The organism is Exiguobacterium sp. s40 (assembly GCF_018617905.1).
In the GTDB taxonomy this organism is placed as follows: domain Bacteria; phylum Bacillota; class Bacilli; order Exiguobacteriales; family Exiguobacteriaceae; genus Exiguobacterium; species Exiguobacterium mexicanum_A.
Window position 1 is genome coordinate 1 of sequence record NZ_JACSLC010000006.1, and the last position, 19443, is coordinate 19443.

Here is a 19443-nt window from a genome sequence, read left to right on the forward strand (position 1 = left end):
AAAAGGCGATCGTCCCGACACAAGTCGGGCCAATCGCCTTTTTCACGTTCTCACGCTCGGATAGAGCGGGGGTTTTTCAGTGCCCTCCTACCATGGCGGGAGTTTTTTTGTCATGTTCATGCTAAGAAAAGTATGCTATATTATAGGTGATAATGAGAATCGCTATCAGTAGGAAGGTGGAACATGATGGAACTCATGATGATCAGCGGTGTACTGGCCCTCCTTAGTGGCGGCACGGTATTCCTCGCACAACAGATGCGCACTCGGCCGACGCGGTAAGGAAGGGGGAACCCTTCTTTTTTTGTGAGCTTGTTTGCGTGTCGTGAACACATTGAGCGCGGAGGAAACGGCTGCATTCCCATCATTCATCCACAATTGTTTGATATGATAAACAAAAAACGTTGCAGAGGTGACTGGAATGTACACAATCTATTTAGTCGATGATGAAATCAATTTAAATAAGATGCTCGTCACGTATTTAGAGCAAGAAGGGTATCAGGTCCGTTCGTTCACCGACGGGACCTCGGCCCAGGCCGCAATTAAAGACGAACCAGACTTATGGGTGCTCGATATCATGCTCCCGGACCTCGATGGGTTCCAGTTACTGAAACAAATCAAAGCGAAAAACGCGTTCACGCCGACGATTTTCATTTCGGCGCGAGATGAGGATATCGATAAAATTATCGGACTCGAGATGGGGTCGGACGATTACATCGCGAAACCGTTCTTGCCACGGGAACTGGTCATCCGCGTCAAAAAATTGATCGACCGTGTCTACGGTTCGAAATCGAATGAGCATATCGAATATGGAGAATATACGATTTATCCTGAGAAACGTCTCATCAAGCATGGACAAGATGAAATCGATTTGACATCAAAAGAGTTCGACTTGTTGCTGCTCTTCCTCGAACATCCGGGGTCGGCCTTATCACGCGAACAGATTTTAGAAGGGGTATGGGGCCATGACTATTTCGGCTCGGACCGCGTCGTCGATGACTTGGTACGCCGTCTCCGGAAGAAACTGCATCGCCTTGAGCTCGAAACGCTCTATGGCGTCGGTTACCGACTCGTTAAGCCATGAAGCTCGATCGTCTCCAGCCGAAACGGCTCATGTGGAAGATTTGGGTATTGATCCTTCTGATCATCGTGACGCTCGCCTTGATGATTTTGTTGACGATTCGTTCCTCGATCACGCAGTTTATCGATGAACAAGTGTACGAGACGTTGCAAGATGTGGATTATTACCTGGGGAATACGAATGAGCTAGAAAACATTCCGCAAAATCCGATTGAATATGACCGTCGCCAACAAGAATCCCGATCGGTCAACCAGCTCATCTTTTTGCCGAATGGACGCATCATTTATGGTTCGGCCCCGCTTGAATTGACGAACCGGATGTATCAAGAGGCGCTCACTCAGACGAGCGAGGTCGCCAAATACCAGACGACGATTGATGGAGAGGACGTCTACTATATCATCCGGCAGAACGAGTACGATGGGGCTCTGATCTACCAAGCTTCCTACGCCTGGGACGCTTACCGGCGTGAACTTGTCTCGACGCTCTACTGGCGCATCTCGATTTTAATCGGCGTCATCAGCCTGTTGTCGTTAATCCCGGCTTTATGGATGTCGCGAGAGTTGACGAAACCGATCGTCGAGATGGAGCGGGCGGTCGAGAAAATCTCGAACCGACAATGGGAGACGGTGCTCCCGCTCGCTCGTCAAGATGAGCTCGGGCAGTTGGCCCGCTCGATTGACGCGATGCGGCAAGAGTTGCAAGAGCAAGACGTGGCCCAACAGGCGCTGCTCCAAAACATCTCGCACGACTTGAAGACACCGATCATGGTCATCCGCGGCTACGCCCAATCCATCGGGGACGGGATTTATCCGACCGGGGATTTGAAAGGGTCGGCCGAAGTCATCGACGAAGAGGCGTCCCGACTCGAGAAGAAAGTCGTCGATTTGTTATATGTCACGAAGCTCGAATACTTCAAAGGCCAAGAAATGCGGCTTGAACCGATTAATCTCGATAAGTTGATGGAACTGCTCGTCAGCCGATTCAAACTGCGAGGCAACTTGGACTGGTCGGTGACAGGACATGCCGGCGAGATGCTCGGGGACGGAGAACAAATCCGTGTCGCCTTCGAGAACGTGCTCGATAATGCCTTGCGCTATGCCGAGTCGACGATTCGAATCGAACTGACGCGCTCCGAGGCGGGTGTCGACATCACCATTGAGAATGACGGTCCCCCGGTCGACGCGAACCTCGACTTGTTCCATCAGTTTTCGCGAGGGAAACAAGGGAAGTTCGGTCTTGGCCTGTTCATCGTTCAACGAATCGTGACACTTCATGAGGGGACGGTCGCCTTGGGAAATACAAAAGACGGAGTACGTGTACATTTTCAATTTCCCCAATCGAAATCGTTACAGAATAAGAAATTAGATCACTGAAATTAAAAAATCAGCCGATAATCGGTTGGTTTTTTTAGTGGGAAATATATGAACGAGATTTGTTTAAGTCTTCATTTCTTGGTATGAATGACATGTAAGTCACTATATCCATGATGGAGGCAAATCAGATGACTCAGTTGACGAATGAAACAAGAGCTTTGATTCCAGTTTTCAATGAGTATGGGGAGGCGGAGACGCTCGTCTATCAATCCGACGGTGTATCGCGAATGAAGGGATCGCCCCTGTATTTACTCGAATCGGCCTGTCTGTATTACGGTTCAAGCATTCAAGGACGGATCGAGGCGGCTCGTAACGTACTCGGCCCGCACCGGAAGACACCTGTCATCATGGATTGGCATGCAGATGCGATCTTTTTCCCGACGATTGCAAAAGAAAGTCCGGACTGTGCCTGGATCAATTTTTCTCAAGTCCTCGATGCTAAGAAGAGTGGTAAAGGAAGTCGGATTATCTTTCATTCGGGTGAGTCGGTCGAGGTCCCGGTCTCGAATCATACCGTCTATAAGCAAAAGCAACGGTCCATCGAGTTATCGTATTCGTTTCAAAAACGCTTTCACTGAAGCACATTCAACTGTGTTTAAAGATTGAAATGAATGGTGAACCCCTCTATGATAAAGAAGAATAGTTCATATGTGTATTTGCACATTATCTGAAAGTGAGGGGTCAACATGTTTTTTCAAAAAATGATTGAACGAGGAAAACTGGTCATCGTGTTTTTGCTCGTCGCAGTCGTCGTCGGAGTGCTCACGTTCTTCCAACTTCCGAAACGTGAAATTCCAGAGACGAGTGTCAATATCATCTTGATTCAAACGCCATATCCGGGCGCGACCGCAGAGACGGTCGAACGGAACGTTACGAATATTTTGGAGACTGAATTGAGAGGACTCGATGGTATCGAGAATGTGTCATCATTATCCGCATCCGAGTTCTCGAATATCACCGTCGAGTATGAAGACGGCTTCGATCGAAGTGAGCTGCAGTCGAATGTACGCCAAGCGATCTCAGACGCTGCGCCTCGCTTGCCAGAAAATGCGCTGGCCCCGACCGTCAATGACTCGATCGGGCAGTTGCCGGTCGCTTCTTACTTGTTGACGGCAGATGATCGCCAAACACTCCAGACAGTGCGTGAAGATATCGAGCGGTTGGAGGAACGTCTGTTGCGGACAGATGGGGTTACCGGTGTGACGATCAAAGGACTACCGGAAACGGAATTCGTCGTCTCGCTCGACTCGGCGGAACTCGGGGAGCGTCAACTTGCTTTTCCGGACGTCTTGACGGCGATCAATGAAGAATATAAGACGACCCCGCTCGGTCGCCAGTCGACTGAAGATGGGATTTACCAATTGGCGATCGATAGTTTGACGAACGTCAATGACATGGGCCGAGTCGTCGTCGGCTCAGTGGATGGGACGCCTGTCCTCCTTGAAGACGTCGGCACGGTCGAAGAGACGGAGAAAGCGGTCACGGACCTCGTTTCACTCGACGGACAACCTGCCGTTTCCTTGACGGTCACGATTGAATCGGGTCAAGATATCCCGACTCTTCAAGAACGCGTCGACGAAGTCGTTGCGGATGAAGTCGGGGACGTGAATGGTGTCGAACTTGTTCCATATTACGAGCAGGCCAAAGCGGTCGATGATATTTTCTCATCCCTCACTCGTGAATTCATCATTGCCATGATTGCGGTCATCGTCGTCACGACGATCGGGCTCACGTTCTCAGGCTCGCTGATTGTCAGCTTAGCGATTCCATTGTCGTTCTTGCTCGCGTTGATTCCACTTCGTTTCACCGGAGTCGACTTGAACCAAATCTCAATCATCGGGGCTATCATTGCGCTCGGGATCCTCGTCGATGACGCCATCGTCGTCAATGACAATATCCTCCGCCGTTACCGAAAAGGTGACACGGCGATGGGCGGTGCCGTACGCGGGACGAAAGAAGTGTGGGGCTCGATCGTCACATCGACGCTCGCCGTCGTCTTCGCCTTCTTGCCATTGACACTCCTCTCGGGAGCGAACGGGAACTTTATCCGTGCCTTGCCGACCGTTTTGGCCTTGTCGGTGCTCGCTTCGATGCTCATCAGTTTGACGCTCGTGCCGATCGCCCAGTACTGGTTGAATCGGAAGCAAGTGAAAGTATCGAAACGCGAGCCGGGGTGGTTGGGTGGGCCACTGAACCGTCTCAGTAATTTCTATGCAGATACGTTACTACCCAAAGTCGCGAAGCGTCCATGGACGTTCGGTCTCGTCGGTTTCGTCATCACGACCGCATTGTACGGTTTGATCTTGTTGACGCCGTTCGAATTCTTCCCGGCTGCGAACCGGCCAGAAGTCGTGACGAGTGTCACCTTGCCGGTCCAAACCGACCTTGAGGAGACAGAACAGAGACTTCGAGCGATCGAGGAAGAGTTCCAAAGTATTGATGGTGTCGTCGAGACATCTGTCTTTGCGGGTGGCGGCCTACCGAGCCTCTTCACGGGAGGGCTCGATCAGACCGGTGAAAACACGGGTCAAATCGTCGTTCGTGTCGACAATGAGACGATTGACGCGATTCAATTGATCGACGAATATACGACACAAATCCGGGAAAACAACCCGGATGCTGAAATCTTCTTGGATACGCAGCAACAAGGGCCGCCGACTTCGGCACCAGTCGAGTTCACGATGCGCGGTGAAACGATTGAGCAACTCGTCACGGCCCGGGATACCGTGAAAGCGGACCTTGAAGCCATCGACGGTGCACTCGTGCTCGACAACATTAAAGAGCCGTTCCAGACGCTCACGTATGAACTTGATCGTGACGCGATGGCGGCCGCTGGTGTGACCGCGAAATCAATCAGTGACCAGATTCGCCTCGTCACGGACGGCATCCCGATCGGCACGTTTGATGACGGAGTCGAACAACGCGATGTGAAAATCGTCGTCGATGCGGAAGCGAACCGTGAGGCGCTCGCCTTAAACGATATCCTCGTCCCAGTTCAGACGGAGGCAGGTCCTCCGGTCGCACCGCTCAGTACGTTCGTCACTGAGACGACGACAGAACAGATTCAACAGATTCCGCGTGAGAACGGGGAACGGATCGTGACGCTCCAAATTTATGCGAGCGAAGGCATGGACGAAGAGGCGTTCAAACAAGACGTCGACCGCGTGCTTGCTGACGCCGAGGCGTCATTGACCGATGAAGGAATCGCGTTTGACCAATCTGGCGCGAGCGACACACAGAACGAGTTCTTCCTTGAACTTGCTACGTTGTTCGTCGTCGTCTTGTTCTTGATCTTCTTGATCATCGCGTTCCAGTTCAATTCACTGTCTCTTCCGCTCCTCGTCTTGTTCACGATTTACTTGGCGATTGCGGGTGCTGTGGTCGGACTGTTCGTCACCCAGACACCATTTAGTTTCATGGCCTCGATGGGGATCGTCTCACTAGCCGGGATCGTCGTTCGGAACGCAGTCGTCTTGTTCGAGTTCATCGAGCAAGGAATTCGCGACGGCATGGCCGTCACGACCGCCGTCTATGAGGCGGGACGCGCCCGGATTCGTCCGATTCTGTTGACGGCGTTGACCGCTGTCGTGGCACTCTTGCCGGTCGCGCTTGGAGAAGACCCACTGTTCCGACCGCTTGCTATCGGAATCGTGTCAGGAATTCTCTTCTCGACCGTATTGACGCTCGTGCTCGTTCCAGCTTACTACTTGATTTTGGCGAAACGTCGCCATCGAGATAAGCCGTTCACGGAGTAATGTGGCAAACAGAGGGTGGTCCGAACCGGGCCATCCTCTGTTTTTGTGAACGAACGTTCACGACAACTCATGTTTTCCCCAGATGTTGTATGGGTATAATAAGAAAAGGTACTTCAGTATATTGGAGGGAATAGACATGAATGATTCGTACACATGGATCAATCGGCGCAAGATGCGCCCTGCTTATAGCGCGACAGGGGGTCGCTCGTGGACGAGTGAACGGATAGTCCGACCCGATGCGGCTCGTGGGCGCACCGTGCGTGGCGTCAAACGTGTCCGTCGCCCGTACACCGATGAACACGGTGTTCGTCGTTATACGACGGGACGTGTCGTCATTACCGATGCGGCTCGTCAGGCGCGTGCGCACGGTCACGGCGAGTCGGCGGTTCAACTCGAGCTGTCGGTGCCGACACCGTATGAACGGGTGAAAGAGATGATTCCGACGAAAAAAGTGCTCGTGCCGGTCATGGCCGGGATTGCTGTCGCCGGAGGACTTGCGGGTGCGATTTACGCGCTTCGTAAGAAAAAACAAAATAAAAACAAGCACAAATAAAAAAATCGCCCGCGGGCGATTTTTTTATTTGAGGCGATCTGCGAGAATCCGTTCGAGCTGTTGCTCGCCGAGTTCACGCATCTCTGCTTCGTTCTCTTGGTCATACGACTCGTCTGTGAAACGGCCGACGAATTCGACTTTCCCGTTCCCGAGTTCACGGAACACGAGGTTTTTGCGATCGTTATAGAAGACGACGCGGTACTCTCGTCCATTCTCATGTGGATAGTTGAACACGCCTTTAATATGGTCCATGTTCTTTTCTTCGGGTTGGTCTTCTTCCTCTTCATCCTCTGCGAGGGCGTCGGCGAGGACTGCCGTCGGTTCTACTTCTTCCGTTTCTTCTTCAGAGGAAACGGCCTCTTTTTTTTCTTCTTCTGTCATGAAAAACGACCTCCTTTACTTACTTTCTTATCATACCCGCTTTTCGAAAGGCTGACTACTCAAAATGGTGGGAGCAGACGCGGACGACGTTCGAGGATGACATGATCAAACGATGGAACAGTTGTTGCTTGACCGATTCGGGGGCATCGACTGTTTTGAGCGCTTGCTCCATGCAGCCGAGCCAGTGGCCGGCGTGCGTTTCCGAGATCGGGTGGTCGCGATGGATCATCGCCAAGTTGCCGCCACCGCGACGTTCCGTATACAGTTTCGGTCCCCCGAGCAGTTGTGTTAAAAACTCAAACTGATGCGCTTTGACCCGGTCTTTGTCGTCCGGGAACAACGGCAATAAGATCGGATCGGCGTAGACGAGGTCGTAAAAAGCGTCCACGAGTTGCTGAACGCCACGTTCGCCTCCAAATTGTTCATATGCACTCATCTTCTTTCCCCCTCATACGTTCAGTCTAATCGATTTTTGCGGAAAAGGGGACTGAAGCGGGCTGGCCAATTTTCTTCCTGGGCTGTTGAAGGATTTCCCTCTACAAACGAGGTCGAATGGGTCATAATAAAGAAAAAAGGGAAGGAGTGTTCGCCTAAATGACGGTCACTTTTCATGTCGGGCGTTCCGGGAGCGGAAAAAGCGAATGGATGATCAAACGAGTCATCGAAGAGCTGAAGCGTGACCCGAGCGGACCGACCATCTATATGCTCGTCCCAGACCAAATGTCGTTTGAGATGGAACGGAAGATGGCGATGATGGACGGCTTGAACGGGTCGACCCGGATTCAAGTCTTATCGATGCGTCGACTCGCCTTTTTGATGATGCGCGACCGTGGCGTCGCGACCGAACAGTTTTTAGATCAGACAGGGACGCACTTGCTGTTGCGCCGTGTCGTCGAGATGAACGAGGAACGATTGACGTTGTTCCGCCGGACGATGAACCAGTTCGGATTTTACGAGGAACTGAACCAGTTGATCACGCTCCTCAAGCGCGGCCTCGTCGATCCCGAGCAGTTGCTCCGCTTAAGCGAGCAAGACCAACATCGGTCCCTCAAACTTCAAGATTTGTCGATTCTTTATGAGGGCTTCTTGACGATGACAGAAGGGAAATCGCTCCACGCGGAAGACTATTTCAACGTGTTGCTACAACTGTTGCCGGACATCGATTTGACCGGGACGCAGTTTTACGTCGATGGGTTCAATGAATTTTCGGAACAAGAGCTGGCCGTGCTCGTCGCTTTAGCGGAGAAGGCGCCGCTCGACGTGTTGTTGACGATTGACCCGGATTCGCTCTATCGGCCTCATCCGTCGTTCGGACCGACGCAACGGACACTCATGCGTTTCAAAGAGCTGTTGGCCGAGCGCGGTCTCTCGTCAAACGACCACCCTCATACAGGATCTCCGCGCTTCCAACATCCGAGCCTAGCCTATCTCGAGGCGACGTTCGGGCAAGTGACGGCAGCCCCATACACGCGTCCTGATTCGAACGTGGTGTTGAACGCGGCCGTCGACCGGTCGGTAGAAGTCGAGGCGGCCGTCCGTGAGGTCGTTCGGCTCGTCCGCGAGGATGGATTCCGCTATCGCGATATCGCTTTCGTGTCACGCTCGCTTGAGGAGTACGGCGACTTGGCGACACAAGCGCTCCAAAAAATGCAGTTGCCGTTCTTCCTTGATGAGCGCCAACCGATGCTCGATCATCCCGTCGTCGAATTATTGAAGGCGACGATTGAGGTCGCGATGCGTGGCTACCGGGAAGAACCGGTGTTTCGGGCGCTCAAAACCGAACTGATTTTGCTCGATGCGGAGCATCGATGCACGTCGGTCGACCGACTCGAGGCGTTCGTCATCGAGCGCGGGATCAAACATTATCACTGGCACGAGGATTGGTATTTGCGACGCCGAGCCGAAGAAGAGGCGCGGCTGACCGGGGAAGAACTTGACTTGGAGACGGCACTCAATCGTTACCGCCAAACCGTCGTTGAAACGTTCGACCCGCTGTTGGCCGATTTAAAAGCGGCGAAGACGATGCAAGCTTACACGCACGCCATCTATGCCTTTCTAGAACGGGTTGATGTGGCGTCTTGTCTCGCCTATTGGCGCGAGGAGGCGCTCGAGGAATCAAGATTGCTCGAAGCGAGAGAACATACCCAAGTGTGGGATGCCGTGTTGCACTTGCTCGAGCAGTTGGAAGCGGCGGCGCCAGATGAGACGCTCTCGACCGAACTGTTCCTGCAGATGATGGATACCGGGCTCGACAGTTTGCGCTACGCGCTCGTCCCGCCATCTCTGGACCAATTGACGGTCACTGATTACGTCCGGGGCCGCTTGATTGATAAAAAGGTCGTCTTCTTACTCGGGGCAAACGAAGATCAAATCCCGCTCGTAGCGACCCAGTCGAAACTGTTGACCGACCAGGACCTTGATTTCATGCATGACAACGGCGTTCGGGCCGGGAAAGCGACCGAGCATTTATTTGATGACGAGACGTACTATTTATACAAGGCGCTCACGGCACCGAGCCATCGTGTGTTCGTCAGCTATGCCCTCGTCGACCGGGCTGGCAAGGCGATTCAACCGGCGAGTTTTATCGCTGACCTGAAAGCCCGCCTCAGTGGCGGGAAAGTCGTGACGACCCATTTCGCGGAAGCCGGGGAACATCGCCCGAGCGACCAGCTGTCTTTTATCACGAACGTGAATCAGACGGCAGCGGTGACAGCGCTCGAACTGCAACGACTCAGCCGGCATTATCCGATTCAAGATACGTGGTTCACGGTGTACAACGAACTGTTGAAACATCCGGAAGGCCGCGAACGGATTCGCTTATTGACGAGTGCACTCTTCTATCAAAACGTGCCACAACCGTTGCCGGAAGATGTCGCCAAGTCACTTTATACAAACTCGATTCGAGCGAGCGTCTCACGGCTCGAGACGTTCCAAGCTTGTCCGTTCCGTCACTTTGCGAGCTATGGGCTCCGTTTGAAAGAACGTCGCCTGTATCGGTTAGAAGCGCCGGATATCGGAAACTTGTACCATCGCACGATCGAGCATATGTCCCAGACCGTGAAAATGGACGGGAAAGAATGGCGGGATGTGAGCCGCGACGAGTGTTCGTCACTCGCCGAGGCGGCCGTCGAACTCGTCACGCCCGAAATTCAAAATGCGATTTTGATGAGTTCGAACCGATATGGCTATTTGAAGAAGAAATTGACCGATGTCGTCAGCAAGACGGCGGAAGTGTTGATCGAGCAATCGAAACGGGACGGATTCGACCCCGTCGCTTTCGAACTCGCCTTCGGCAGCGGCAATTTCCCGCCCGTGTCGTTCACGCTCAGTAACGGGGCGACGTGTGAACTTGTCGGTCGCATCGACCGCGTCGATACGGCCTCGGTCCATGATCAGCTCTACGTCCGGATCGTCGACTATAAGTCGAGCAAACGAGAAATCGACTTCGCCGAAATCTATTACGGGCTCGCCATGCAGATGCTCATCTATTTGAAAGTACTGATCGAGCAGGCGAACGCGTGGACACAAGAGAATGTCGCGCCGGCAGCGGCGCTTTATTTCCACGTCCACCGGCCGCTCGTCGCACCGGCCGAGACGGACACGGACACCGAGCGGAAGGTGCTCGAATCGTATCAGATGCAAGGATTGCTCGTCGACGATCCTGCCATTTTAGAGGCGATGGACCGGACAGCGAAACTCGATCAGAAAAAATCAATCGTCATCCCGGTCAAGTACAAGAAAGATGGGACGATCGATGCGAATACGACGAAAAAAGTCGTCTCCCCGCCACAGCTCGAGCAATTGATGGACCATGCCCTTAATTTGGCGGAGGCGAGCGCCGAGGCGATGTACGATGGCGAAATCGGAGTCGAGCCATATGAATATAAAGAACGACGGCCCTGCCAGACGTGCCCGTTCCAAAGTGTCTGTCACTTTGATGAGGCGCTGTCTAATGAGCCACGGCAATTGAAGAAATTAGAAAAAGATGACGTCTTGTCAAGATTAGGAGGTGACGTCGATGAAGTGGACGAATGACCAACAAGCGGCCATCGATGCCAGAGGATCCCACGTGCTCGTCTCGGCGGCAGCCGGTTCCGGGAAGACGGCCGTCCTCGTGGAACGGCTCGCGAGCCGTCTCTTGGATGAGACGGACGAATTGACGGCGGACCGCATGCTCGTGGTCACATTCACGAATGCGGCGGCGGCCGAGATGAAACGTCGAATCGCCAAAGCACTCGACGGGGCACTCCGTGATGATCCCGAGAACGCATATATTCGAAAGCAACGCCAAATGCTCAACCGGGCACTCATCACGACGATTCACTCGTTCTGTCTCGAAGTGATTCGGGAGAATTATTATTTGCTCGACCTCGACCCGGCGTTCAAAATCGCCGAGGAACGGGACTTGGTGCTTTTGCAGGACGATGTGCTCGAAGATGTGCTCGAGGAGGCGTACGGTCAACAAGACCAAGCTTTCTTCACTTTGATTGACGCCTATACGTCGGACCGCGGGGACAGTGAAATCGAGGAATTGATTCTCGGTCTCTATCACTATGCACGGACGCTACCGGACCCGGAAGCGTACTTGGACGAACTTGTGTCGTTGTATCAGTTCGATGGGGATCCTGATGAGGAACAACTGTTGATTGAATTCGGGCGCCTGCTTTGGGGAGACATCGAAAAAGCGTTGCGTCAGCTCCGTCGCGTCGCCATCGAACTTCGGCTCGCCGGTTATGAGGCGCAATCCGAGAACGTGCAACAGGCGATTTTACCATTTGCGAATCTCGATCCGGACTCGTTCAAGTGGAGCGAGCTCGAGACGGCTTCCCGCGCCGTCAAGTTCGGGACGATGAAATCCGTTCAAAAGAAAGAAGAACATCACGTCTATCACACGGTATTGAAGCCGGCGTACGATCAGGCGAAAAAGAAGTTAAGTGAAGCCATCGCCCAAGCGAGCACGAGTGGGGCCGATTATTTGGACGTGTTGATGACACAACGTCCGCTCGTCGAGACGCTCGTTAAGACCGTGCGGACGTTCGGTGCCGCTTACGAGCAGGCGAAGCGGGATCGTGCTTTTGTCGACTTCAGCGACCTCGAGCATTATGCGCTCGCCATTTTACGAGACGAGGGAGGACCATCTTCGGTCGCTTCGCTTTACAAACAACGCTTCGCCGAAGTATTGATCGATGAGTATCAGGACACGAACGAGATTCAAGAGACAATCATCGGGCTTGTCAGCAATGAAGTCGAGCATGTCGGAAATCTGTTCATGGTCGGTGATATCAAGCAGTCGATTTATCGGTTCCGCCATGCCGAACCACGCTTGTTCATCGAGAAGGCGACGCGCTTCAAACAGCATGGGTCGGGACAACGGATCGACTTGTCCCAAAACTTCAGAAGCCGAGCCGAGGTACTTCACGGCATTAATGACTTGTTCGTCCGGTTGATGGACGAGGAAGTGAGCGAAATCGAATACGATGAGGCGGCACGTCTCGTCCCGGGGCGTGACTATGAGGCGCTCGAGGCGAGTCCTGAACTCATTCTCGTCAACGGGGAGAGCCGCGACTTGTCGAAACAAGAACTCGAAGGCCGGGCCATCGCGACCCGGATTTTAGAACTCGTCTCGGGCGAGGAACCGTTCAAAGTGACCGATGAAGCGACAGGTTTGCTCCGGTCGTGTGAATATCGTGACATTGTCATCTTGGTCCGTTCAAAGAAAGAGCGGGTCGAACAGTTGATGGATATTTTGACACAGTACAACATTCCGGCCTACACCGATTCGGACGGGGGATACTTCCAAGCGACGGAAATTCGGATGATGCTCGCAGTGTTGAAACTGATCGACAACCCGCTCCAAGACATCCCGCTCGCCGGGGCGCTTCGCTCGCCGATGTTCGGGTTCAGCGACCAAGAGTTGGCGAAAATCCGCCTTGAGTCGGAAGAGTCGTTTTTTGAGGCGCTCAAAGCGAAAGCGGATGATGAGGACGATCTCGGTCTGAAGTGTGGCGATGTCCTCGACGCGTTATCAGCGTGGCGCACGTTCGCTCGCAACCACAGCTTGTCAGAATTGATTCAACAAGTGTTCAACGACACAGGATTTTATGATTTTGCCGGCGGACTGCCGGGCGGGAAAGGGCGCCAAGAAAACTTGAAGGCGCTCTATGACCGGGCGTTGTCGTATGAGCGGAGTGGTTACCGCGGCTTGTATCGTTTCCTCCGCGTGATGGATCGGCTTCAGGATAACGGCGAGGACTTGTCCGAGGCGCGTTCACTCGGTGAAGAAGAAAACGTCGTCCGGATCATGACTGTCCATAAGTCGAAAGGACTGGAATTCCCGGTCACAATCGTCGCTCAGCTAGGGAAGCAGTTCAACAAGCGCGATCAAATGCAGCGCGTCATCTTCCATAAACGTTACGGAATCTCCCTCGACGCGATTGACGTCGTCACGCGCACGAAAACGGAGACGTTCGTCAAAGAGATGATTCGCCGCGAGCTCGATGCGACGATGAAAGCCGAAGAGATGCGCGTCTTGTATGTCGCGCTCACGCGCGCGAAAGAAAAACTGATTTTGGTCGGGACGGTCAAAGAGCCTGGGAAACAGATCGGGCAATGGTTGCACGTCGAGCAAACCGGGACGACTTTATCGGCCGATGCACGCCGTGAGGCGAAGACGTATCTCGATTGGGTCGCTCCGGCGCTCTTAAAACTTGAAGGAGCGGCCCCGTTTTTAGAAGAGCAAGGGTTGCCGATGATCGCACCCCAATCGGAATCGACCCCGTGGACGTACCGTATCATCGGCGAAGAGGACTTGGCGAAAGTCGCCACGCTCCAAGAGATGATGGCGCAGCTCCATCACGTCAAACAGTTCGAAGCGATCGACTTTCCGGTCAAAGACGAGGCGAACGTCACAGATTTTGTCCGCCGGGCGTTCACCTATAAATATCCGGCTCAAGCCGCGACCGAGACGGCTGCCAAGCAAACGGTCACGGAGCTGAAACGCGCGCTCCAACTTGAGCAGGCGGCGTTTGAAGAGACGTACCGGGCGAGTGACACCCCGTACCGAGAGCCGAAGTGGAAACAATCGAAACAGACGGGAGCCGAGCGGGGTACGACGTTACACCTTGTCTTTCAATTGATCAACCCGTCTGAACCGCTCGCCTTACAAATCGATCGCTGGGAAGCCGACGGCATGCTCAGCCCGGTCGAGGCCGAGACGGCACGGCTCGCGCGTCCTGAAATCGAGGCGTTCTTCGCTTCGGAAACCGGGTGTGCGTTAACGGCAGCGCTTCAAGTCGGACGAGGTTGGCGCGAGCTGCCGTTCACGTACACGGTTCCGGCCGAGCGGGTCAACCCGAGCGGGGCGTTCACTGACGAACACGTGCTGATCCAAGGGATTATCGATTGTCTGTTCTATGATGGGGAGACATATGTGCTCCTCGACTATAAATCGGATTCCGTGCTCTTCTCGAGCGACTCTCGTGAAGCGGCCAAACAACTGTTGCGCGACCGCTATCACGTCCAATTATCGCTCTATCGGGAGGCCATCGAGGCGATTTGGGGAATCACAGTCGGTCGGATGCTCATTTATTCCCTCGATTTACAGGAAATTGTTGCCTTGTAGTCTAGACGTTCCGACGAAAAAGGGGTACGGTTATACACCGTACATCTTTTTTTTTGTGATTATGAACTGAATCCGTTAAAATAGTGAAATGGGATAAAAAATGGAGGAATCGTCATGGTAAAAATATTATTAGCTGAAGATGAAGAAGTTTTACGTATGCTCGTATTAGATACGTTAGAAGATGAAGGATATGACATTGATGAAGCGCCAGACGGCCTTGAAGCCTACCGGCTAATCGAACAGAACGAATATGACCTCGTGATTGTCGACCATATGATGCCAGGCATGACCGGTCTTGAGGTCATTGAGAAAGTTCGGAAACTACCGGGACGTCAACATACAAAAGTGATGATGCTGACTGCGAAGAGTCAACAATCTGATCGTGATTGCGCGAATGAGATTGGGGTCGACTACTTTATTTCGAAGCCGTTCAGTCCGCTTGAATTGGTGAAGATTATAGGAGGCATCGTGAATTGAACAGATGGTTTAAACAAAAACTCGGCCGCGACCTCATGGTCGTCCTTTACTCGTTTCTCGCGGTCGCGCTCGTTGGCTCGATTTTTATGTATTTGCACATGCAAGAACGTGTTGCGGCGAACGAACAACGGTTGCAAGATGTCGATCAACGCATCGACCGGTTGAATACGTTGTGGGACGAATGGCAAGGAGCTCAATACGATGCTCGAGGCTATCTTCTGTTTGGGGATACTGAGTCGCTCGAACGGGCCCGTGCCAAAGAGAACGAGTTCCAACAAGAAATCAACTGGTTCAAAAGTGTTGTCCAAACGAAGCAAGGTGAGATTTTCTCAGAAGACTTGCAAAAGTTCCATGACTTTTACTTCGGTGTCATCCTTCCAGTGACAACGGAATACGGACAATTGCGAGCTGAAGGTGAAATTACTGAGACGACGATTGACCCTGAGACAATTTTGACACTTCCGACTGCCGAGCGCTTGATTGAGCAAGGTGTTGTCCCGTATAGTTCAGAACGCGGCATCGACACGCTCGGACCAATCCGGCAAATCGAGACGGCACTGTCAGATTATAAAAACTTAATGAACAGCGAGAAACAAAAAGTATATGATACTTGGAAATTAAACAACAACATTCTTCAATTCTTATGGATTGCGAGCATCTTATCGTTTGCAGCCTTGATTTTGTTGTTCATCCAGCCGTTCCTGCGTCGCCAAACAAATTTGATTTCCCGGCTTTCAATCGCATCTGACCGCTTGTTGAAAGGCGAGATCGTCGATTTGAGCGATCAGATGGGACGCGAAGATGAGATTGGGACGATGTCACGGTCGTTCCATAAGATGGCCGAGACGCTTCGTGACAATGAACGTCACTTGATTGAGAAAAACCATGAGTTACAGGCGCAACAAGAAGAGTTGATTGCGCAACAAGAAGAACTTCAAGCGCAACAGCAAGAACTTGAAGAAATCTTGGAGCAGACGCAACAGAACGAGCAACACTTGGCTTACCGCAACGAGTTGACCGAGACGCTCGCGGCCCGCGATTCGTTGACGGCTTACCCAGAGATTATCGAGAAACTGGTCGCCATCACCGACTCCGAAGTCGGCGCCCTCGTATTTGTCGATGCGACAGGCTCGTTCTCAATCACAAGCCACGGATTGAACGAGACGCTCACGCGTCAGTTGCTCGACAGCGAGAACTCAGTCTTGACGCGGGCGATGACGCTTCGGACGACAGTCCATTCGTCGAAACAAGTCGCAAGCGACCACCCGCTCCCGTACCCATACTATATGTATGAGACGGCTGTACCGGTCCATGACCCGACAGATGACTCGATCATCGCGTTCATCTATCTCGTCCGCTATAAAGATCGCTTTACGCAGACACAGATGGGTGACATCATGTCGTTCGCTCGTCAGTTGTCGCTCTCGCTTCTCCGGATGCGTCTGTTTGAAGAGATGACCCGTGAGAAAGGGAAGACGGAACGGATCCTCGATTCAATTCGCGAGGCGGTCATCTATGTCGAGCATTCGACCGATGATGTCTTCGTCAACCGACCACTCTATGAAATGTTCCCTGAACTCGATGAGATCACGTCGAGAGAACTCGCGGAATTGTCATGGAACGAATGGCGAGAGACGATTTCGACGACAGTCGACCAAGAAGATGATTTCTTGAAGTATACCGATCGCCTCTTCACCGACGACTTCCCGCATGACAGTGTCAGCTTCTCGATCCGTAAAGGCGAGATGAACTTGCAGATGTATGCGGAACGGATCGTCGTCGGCGGGTTGTCAAAAGGGACGTTGCTCGTCTTCCGTGACATCACGAGCGAGACCGAGGCGGAACGCTTGAAGAGCGAATTCATCTCGACGATCTCCCACGAGTTGCGGACACCGCTCTCGTCGATCTACGGGTTCACCGAACTCATGGTCAAGAAGCAGTTGCCGAACGAGAAGCAGGCGAAGTACTTGCAGACGATTCACGCCGAGACGGAGCGCCTGACGCATCTCGTCAACGACTTCCTCGACGTGCAACGGATGGAAGCCGGCAGTCAGATGTACGACCGCGAACAGCTCGATATCGAGCCGGTCATCCGCGACATGATGACGTTCTATGAGGCTTCTTCGCTGAAGCATACGTTTGAACTCATCACGGCCGATGACCGACCGTATGAACTGTTCGCCGACTGTCAAAAGTTCAAGCAGTTGATGAGCAACTTGCTCTCGAACGCCGTGAAGTATTCACCGCGCGGCGGAAAGATCACCGTCGAATTGGCCCACCACGATCAATCGGTGTCGATTAAAGTGAAGGACCAAGGTATCGGTATTCCGAGTGACGCGCTCGACCGTCTCTTCGACAAGTTCTATCGGGTCGACAATTCCGATAGCCGAGAAATCGGCGGAACCGGACTCGGTCTTCCGATCTGCCAAGAGATCGTGCGCGGTCACGCCGGACAGATTCATGTCGAGTCGGTCCAACATCAAGGGTCGACGTTCACGGTCGTGATTCCGAGCTTCGAATACGCCGTTCGCGAACAAGAGTCAACGACAGCTTAATAAATGAAATACGACAAGGCGCCTGATCATTCCTCGATCAGGCGTCTTTTTGATAGGCGATCAGATTTTTCAGTGTCCTGCTTGACCGTAATCAGAGCGACTCGTGTACAATAGAGGTTGTACATAATGGAAAGGGGGATTTAGAATGTCATTGATTGCATTCCTACACACGCACGTCACGAGCTGGGTCTTGTTACTCGTCTTGTTCGCTGTCGCCTATATCGGCTACAAAAATGCCAACAAGAGCGGGAAGATCGCCCACATGGCGTTTCGACTCATGTTGCTCGTCGCGTTCGGCACGGGACTTTATTTGTATCTTCAATTACTCGAAGGCGGCATGTTCTACCACGTGAAGATCACGGTCGGACTCTTGACACTCATCTTTGGTGAGATGACGCTCATCCGTGTGAAGAAGAACAAACCTGTGGGCACGATGTTCAGCGGTTTTGCGATTCTCGCGCTTGTGACAATCTTCATCGGCTATGCGTTGCCGTATGGACAGTCGTTCTTCAGCAACTTCATTTAAGTTTGATTCCCACTTCGCACATCGGAGTGGGATTTTTTTGTTTGTCCGTAAATTATTAGGGGAAAATAAAAAAATCAGTGATAACGATGATGAGGTGAAACGATGGAACAACAGATGAATGAATGGTCACGCGTCTTGCACGCACGCAGATGGATGAAACAAACCGAATCGTTCTTGCCGCTCTGGCACGGATATATCGGCTATAAATATGGGTTGTTCGATGCGCTCCAAGGCGGGGCGAGCTTTGCGGAGATGACGCTTCGCTTGAAGCAACCGTTGACGAAACTCGCGCTCGAGCGTTGGCTCGACGTCGGGGTCGCCGTGCGCCATTTGAAGAAGAAAGGTTGGCGCTATTTCCCGACCCGTAGTTTGAAATATCAGTTGTCGCACGAAGATGAGCGCAGCATCGGCTTCATGCTCCAAGAGATGATGGAACTTCATATTCCGGCACTCATCGCATATCCTGACTTTTTAGAGTCGGGCAAACAGAAAACGTTCAATGGGGCGACACATGGCCAGGTCGTCGCACAGACGTCGACGCTCGTCGAGACGGTCGCGTTCCCGGTCGTGCAGCAGCTGTTGCGGCAAGCCGACGTCAAGACGATGCTCGATATCGGGTGCGGCCACGGGGGTTACTTACGCAAACTGCACGGACTCGAACCCGATTGGCAGTTGACCGGCATCGATCTCGAGGAAGACGTGATCGCAGAGGCGCGGGAACAAGATGAGTCCGGTGAGATTCGCTACGAAGTAGCCGATTTTATGGAGTGGGATCACGACGAACGATTTGATGCCGTCATGATGAATAATATGTTGTATTATTTTTCTCCGGAACAACGAATCGAACTGCTCGGACGGATGCTCGAAAACTTAGACGAAGCTGGTGTCGCGGTACTCGTCACTCCGCTCGCCGAGACGCCGCTCGGTGCTCGATTTGCCTCAGCGTTCAATGCGTTCATGACGTTGCATGATAACCTCTATCCGCTCCCAACGATTCGTGAGTTACGTCGTCAAATGCACAAGGTCGGCTTTGACAACGTCCGTTTCATCCCGTTCATCCCAGAAGGGTCATGGTACATTGTCATCGCGAAACGCGACAATTGACACATCGCGGACACATGACG

At 52.7% G+C, this 19443-nt stretch carries 13 protein-coding genes; 11 read left to right on the top strand and 2 right to left on the bottom strand.

Annotated elements, in window-relative coordinates; genetic code table 11:
• Positions 1 to 418 precede the first annotated feature (418 nt).
• The 5 genes from KNP02_RS07125 to KNP02_RS07145 all read left to right on the top strand — a co-directional run bounded on the left by KNP02_RS07125 (position 419) and on the right by KNP02_RS07145 (position 6759).
• The gene (locus KNP02_RS07125) at positions 419 to 1081 is read left to right on the top strand and encodes a response regulator transcription factor (RefSeq protein WP_214707892.1); all 663 of its coding nucleotides are present in this window, start codon (positions 419 to 421) and stop codon (positions 1079 to 1081) included.
• A complete protein-coding gene (locus KNP02_RS07130; RefSeq protein ID WP_214707894.1) occupies positions 1078 to 2451 on the top strand; it encodes a sensor histidine kinase in 1374 nt (457 codons plus the stop codon). Before KNP02_RS07125 ends, KNP02_RS07130 begins: the two co-directional genes overlap by 4 nt.
• A gap of 128 nt (positions 2452 to 2579) precedes the next feature.
• On the top strand, positions 2580 to 3029 hold the full coding sequence (locus KNP02_RS07135) for a competence protein ComK (protein WP_034776556.1): 450 nt from the start codon (positions 2580 to 2582) through the stop codon (positions 3027 to 3029).
• Positions 3030 to 3137: 108 nt separating this feature from the next.
• Positions 3138 to 6206, top strand: a complete 3069-nt coding sequence (locus KNP02_RS07140) for an efflux RND transporter permease subunit (protein WP_214707896.1) — start codon at positions 3138 to 3140, stop codon at positions 6204 to 6206.
• A gap of 136 nt (positions 6207 to 6342) precedes the next feature.
• The gene (locus KNP02_RS07145) at positions 6343 to 6759 is read left to right on the top strand and encodes a hypothetical protein (protein ID WP_034776560.1); all 417 of its coding nucleotides are present in this window, start codon (positions 6343 to 6345) and stop codon (positions 6757 to 6759) included.
• Between the two features lie 24 nt (positions 6760 to 6783).
• On the opposite strand, the gene KNP02_RS07150 is transcribed toward KNP02_RS07145, so the two are convergent.
• Both KNP02_RS07150 and KNP02_RS07155 read right to left on the bottom strand, forming a co-directional pair.
• Positions 6784 to 7140 carry a hypothetical protein gene (locus KNP02_RS07150; RefSeq protein WP_034776562.1) on the bottom strand — a complete coding sequence of 119 codons (357 nt, stop codon included), beginning with the start codon at positions 7138 to 7140 and terminating at the stop codon, positions 6784 to 6786.
• 55 nt (positions 7141 to 7195) lie between these two features.
• Positions 7196 to 7576, bottom strand: a complete 381-nt coding sequence (locus tag KNP02_RS07155) for a truncated hemoglobin (protein WP_138859867.1) — start codon at positions 7574 to 7576, stop codon at positions 7196 to 7198.
• Positions 7577 to 7734: 158 nt separating this feature from the next.
• Here KNP02_RS07155 and addB point away from each other — a divergent pair, with 158 nt between their 5' ends.
• The 6 genes from addB (at position 7735) to KNP02_RS07185 (ending at position 19423) form a co-directional block, all read left to right on the top strand.
• Complete coding sequence (gene addB / locus KNP02_RS07160) at positions 7735 to 11175, top strand: helicase-exonuclease AddAB subunit AddB (protein ID WP_214707898.1); 3441 nt, start codon at positions 7735 to 7737, stop codon at positions 11173 to 11175.
• On the top strand, positions 11159 to 14761 hold the full coding sequence (gene addA, locus KNP02_RS07165; protein ID WP_214707900.1) for a helicase-exonuclease AddAB subunit AddA: 3603 nt from the start codon (positions 11159 to 11161) through the stop codon (positions 14759 to 14761). The genes addB and addA overlap by 17 nt, the downstream gene beginning before the upstream one ends.
• Positions 14762 to 14875: 114 nt before the next feature.
• Positions 14876 to 15238, top strand: a complete 363-nt coding sequence (locus tag KNP02_RS07170) for a response regulator (RefSeq protein ID WP_021066686.1) — start codon at positions 14876 to 14878, stop codon at positions 15236 to 15238.
• The gene (locus KNP02_RS07175) at positions 15235 to 17793 is read left to right on the top strand and encodes a HAMP domain-containing sensor histidine kinase (RefSeq protein WP_214707902.1); all 2559 of its coding nucleotides are present in this window, start codon (positions 15235 to 15237) and stop codon (positions 17791 to 17793) included. The genes KNP02_RS07170 and KNP02_RS07175 overlap by 4 nt, the downstream gene beginning before the upstream one ends.
• 145 nt (positions 17794 to 17938) lie before the next feature.
• Positions 17939 to 18319: a YisL family protein gene (locus tag KNP02_RS07180; protein ID WP_214707904.1), complete on the top strand. Its 381-nt coding sequence runs from the start codon at positions 17939 to 17941 to the stop codon at positions 18317 to 18319.
• A 102-nt stretch (positions 18320 to 18421) separates the two neighbouring features.
• Positions 18422 to 19423: a class I SAM-dependent methyltransferase gene (locus KNP02_RS07185; protein WP_214707906.1), complete on the top strand. Its 1002-nt coding sequence runs from the start codon at positions 18422 to 18424 to the stop codon at positions 19421 to 19423.
• The last annotated feature ends 20 nt before the right edge of the window (positions 19424 to 19443 follow it).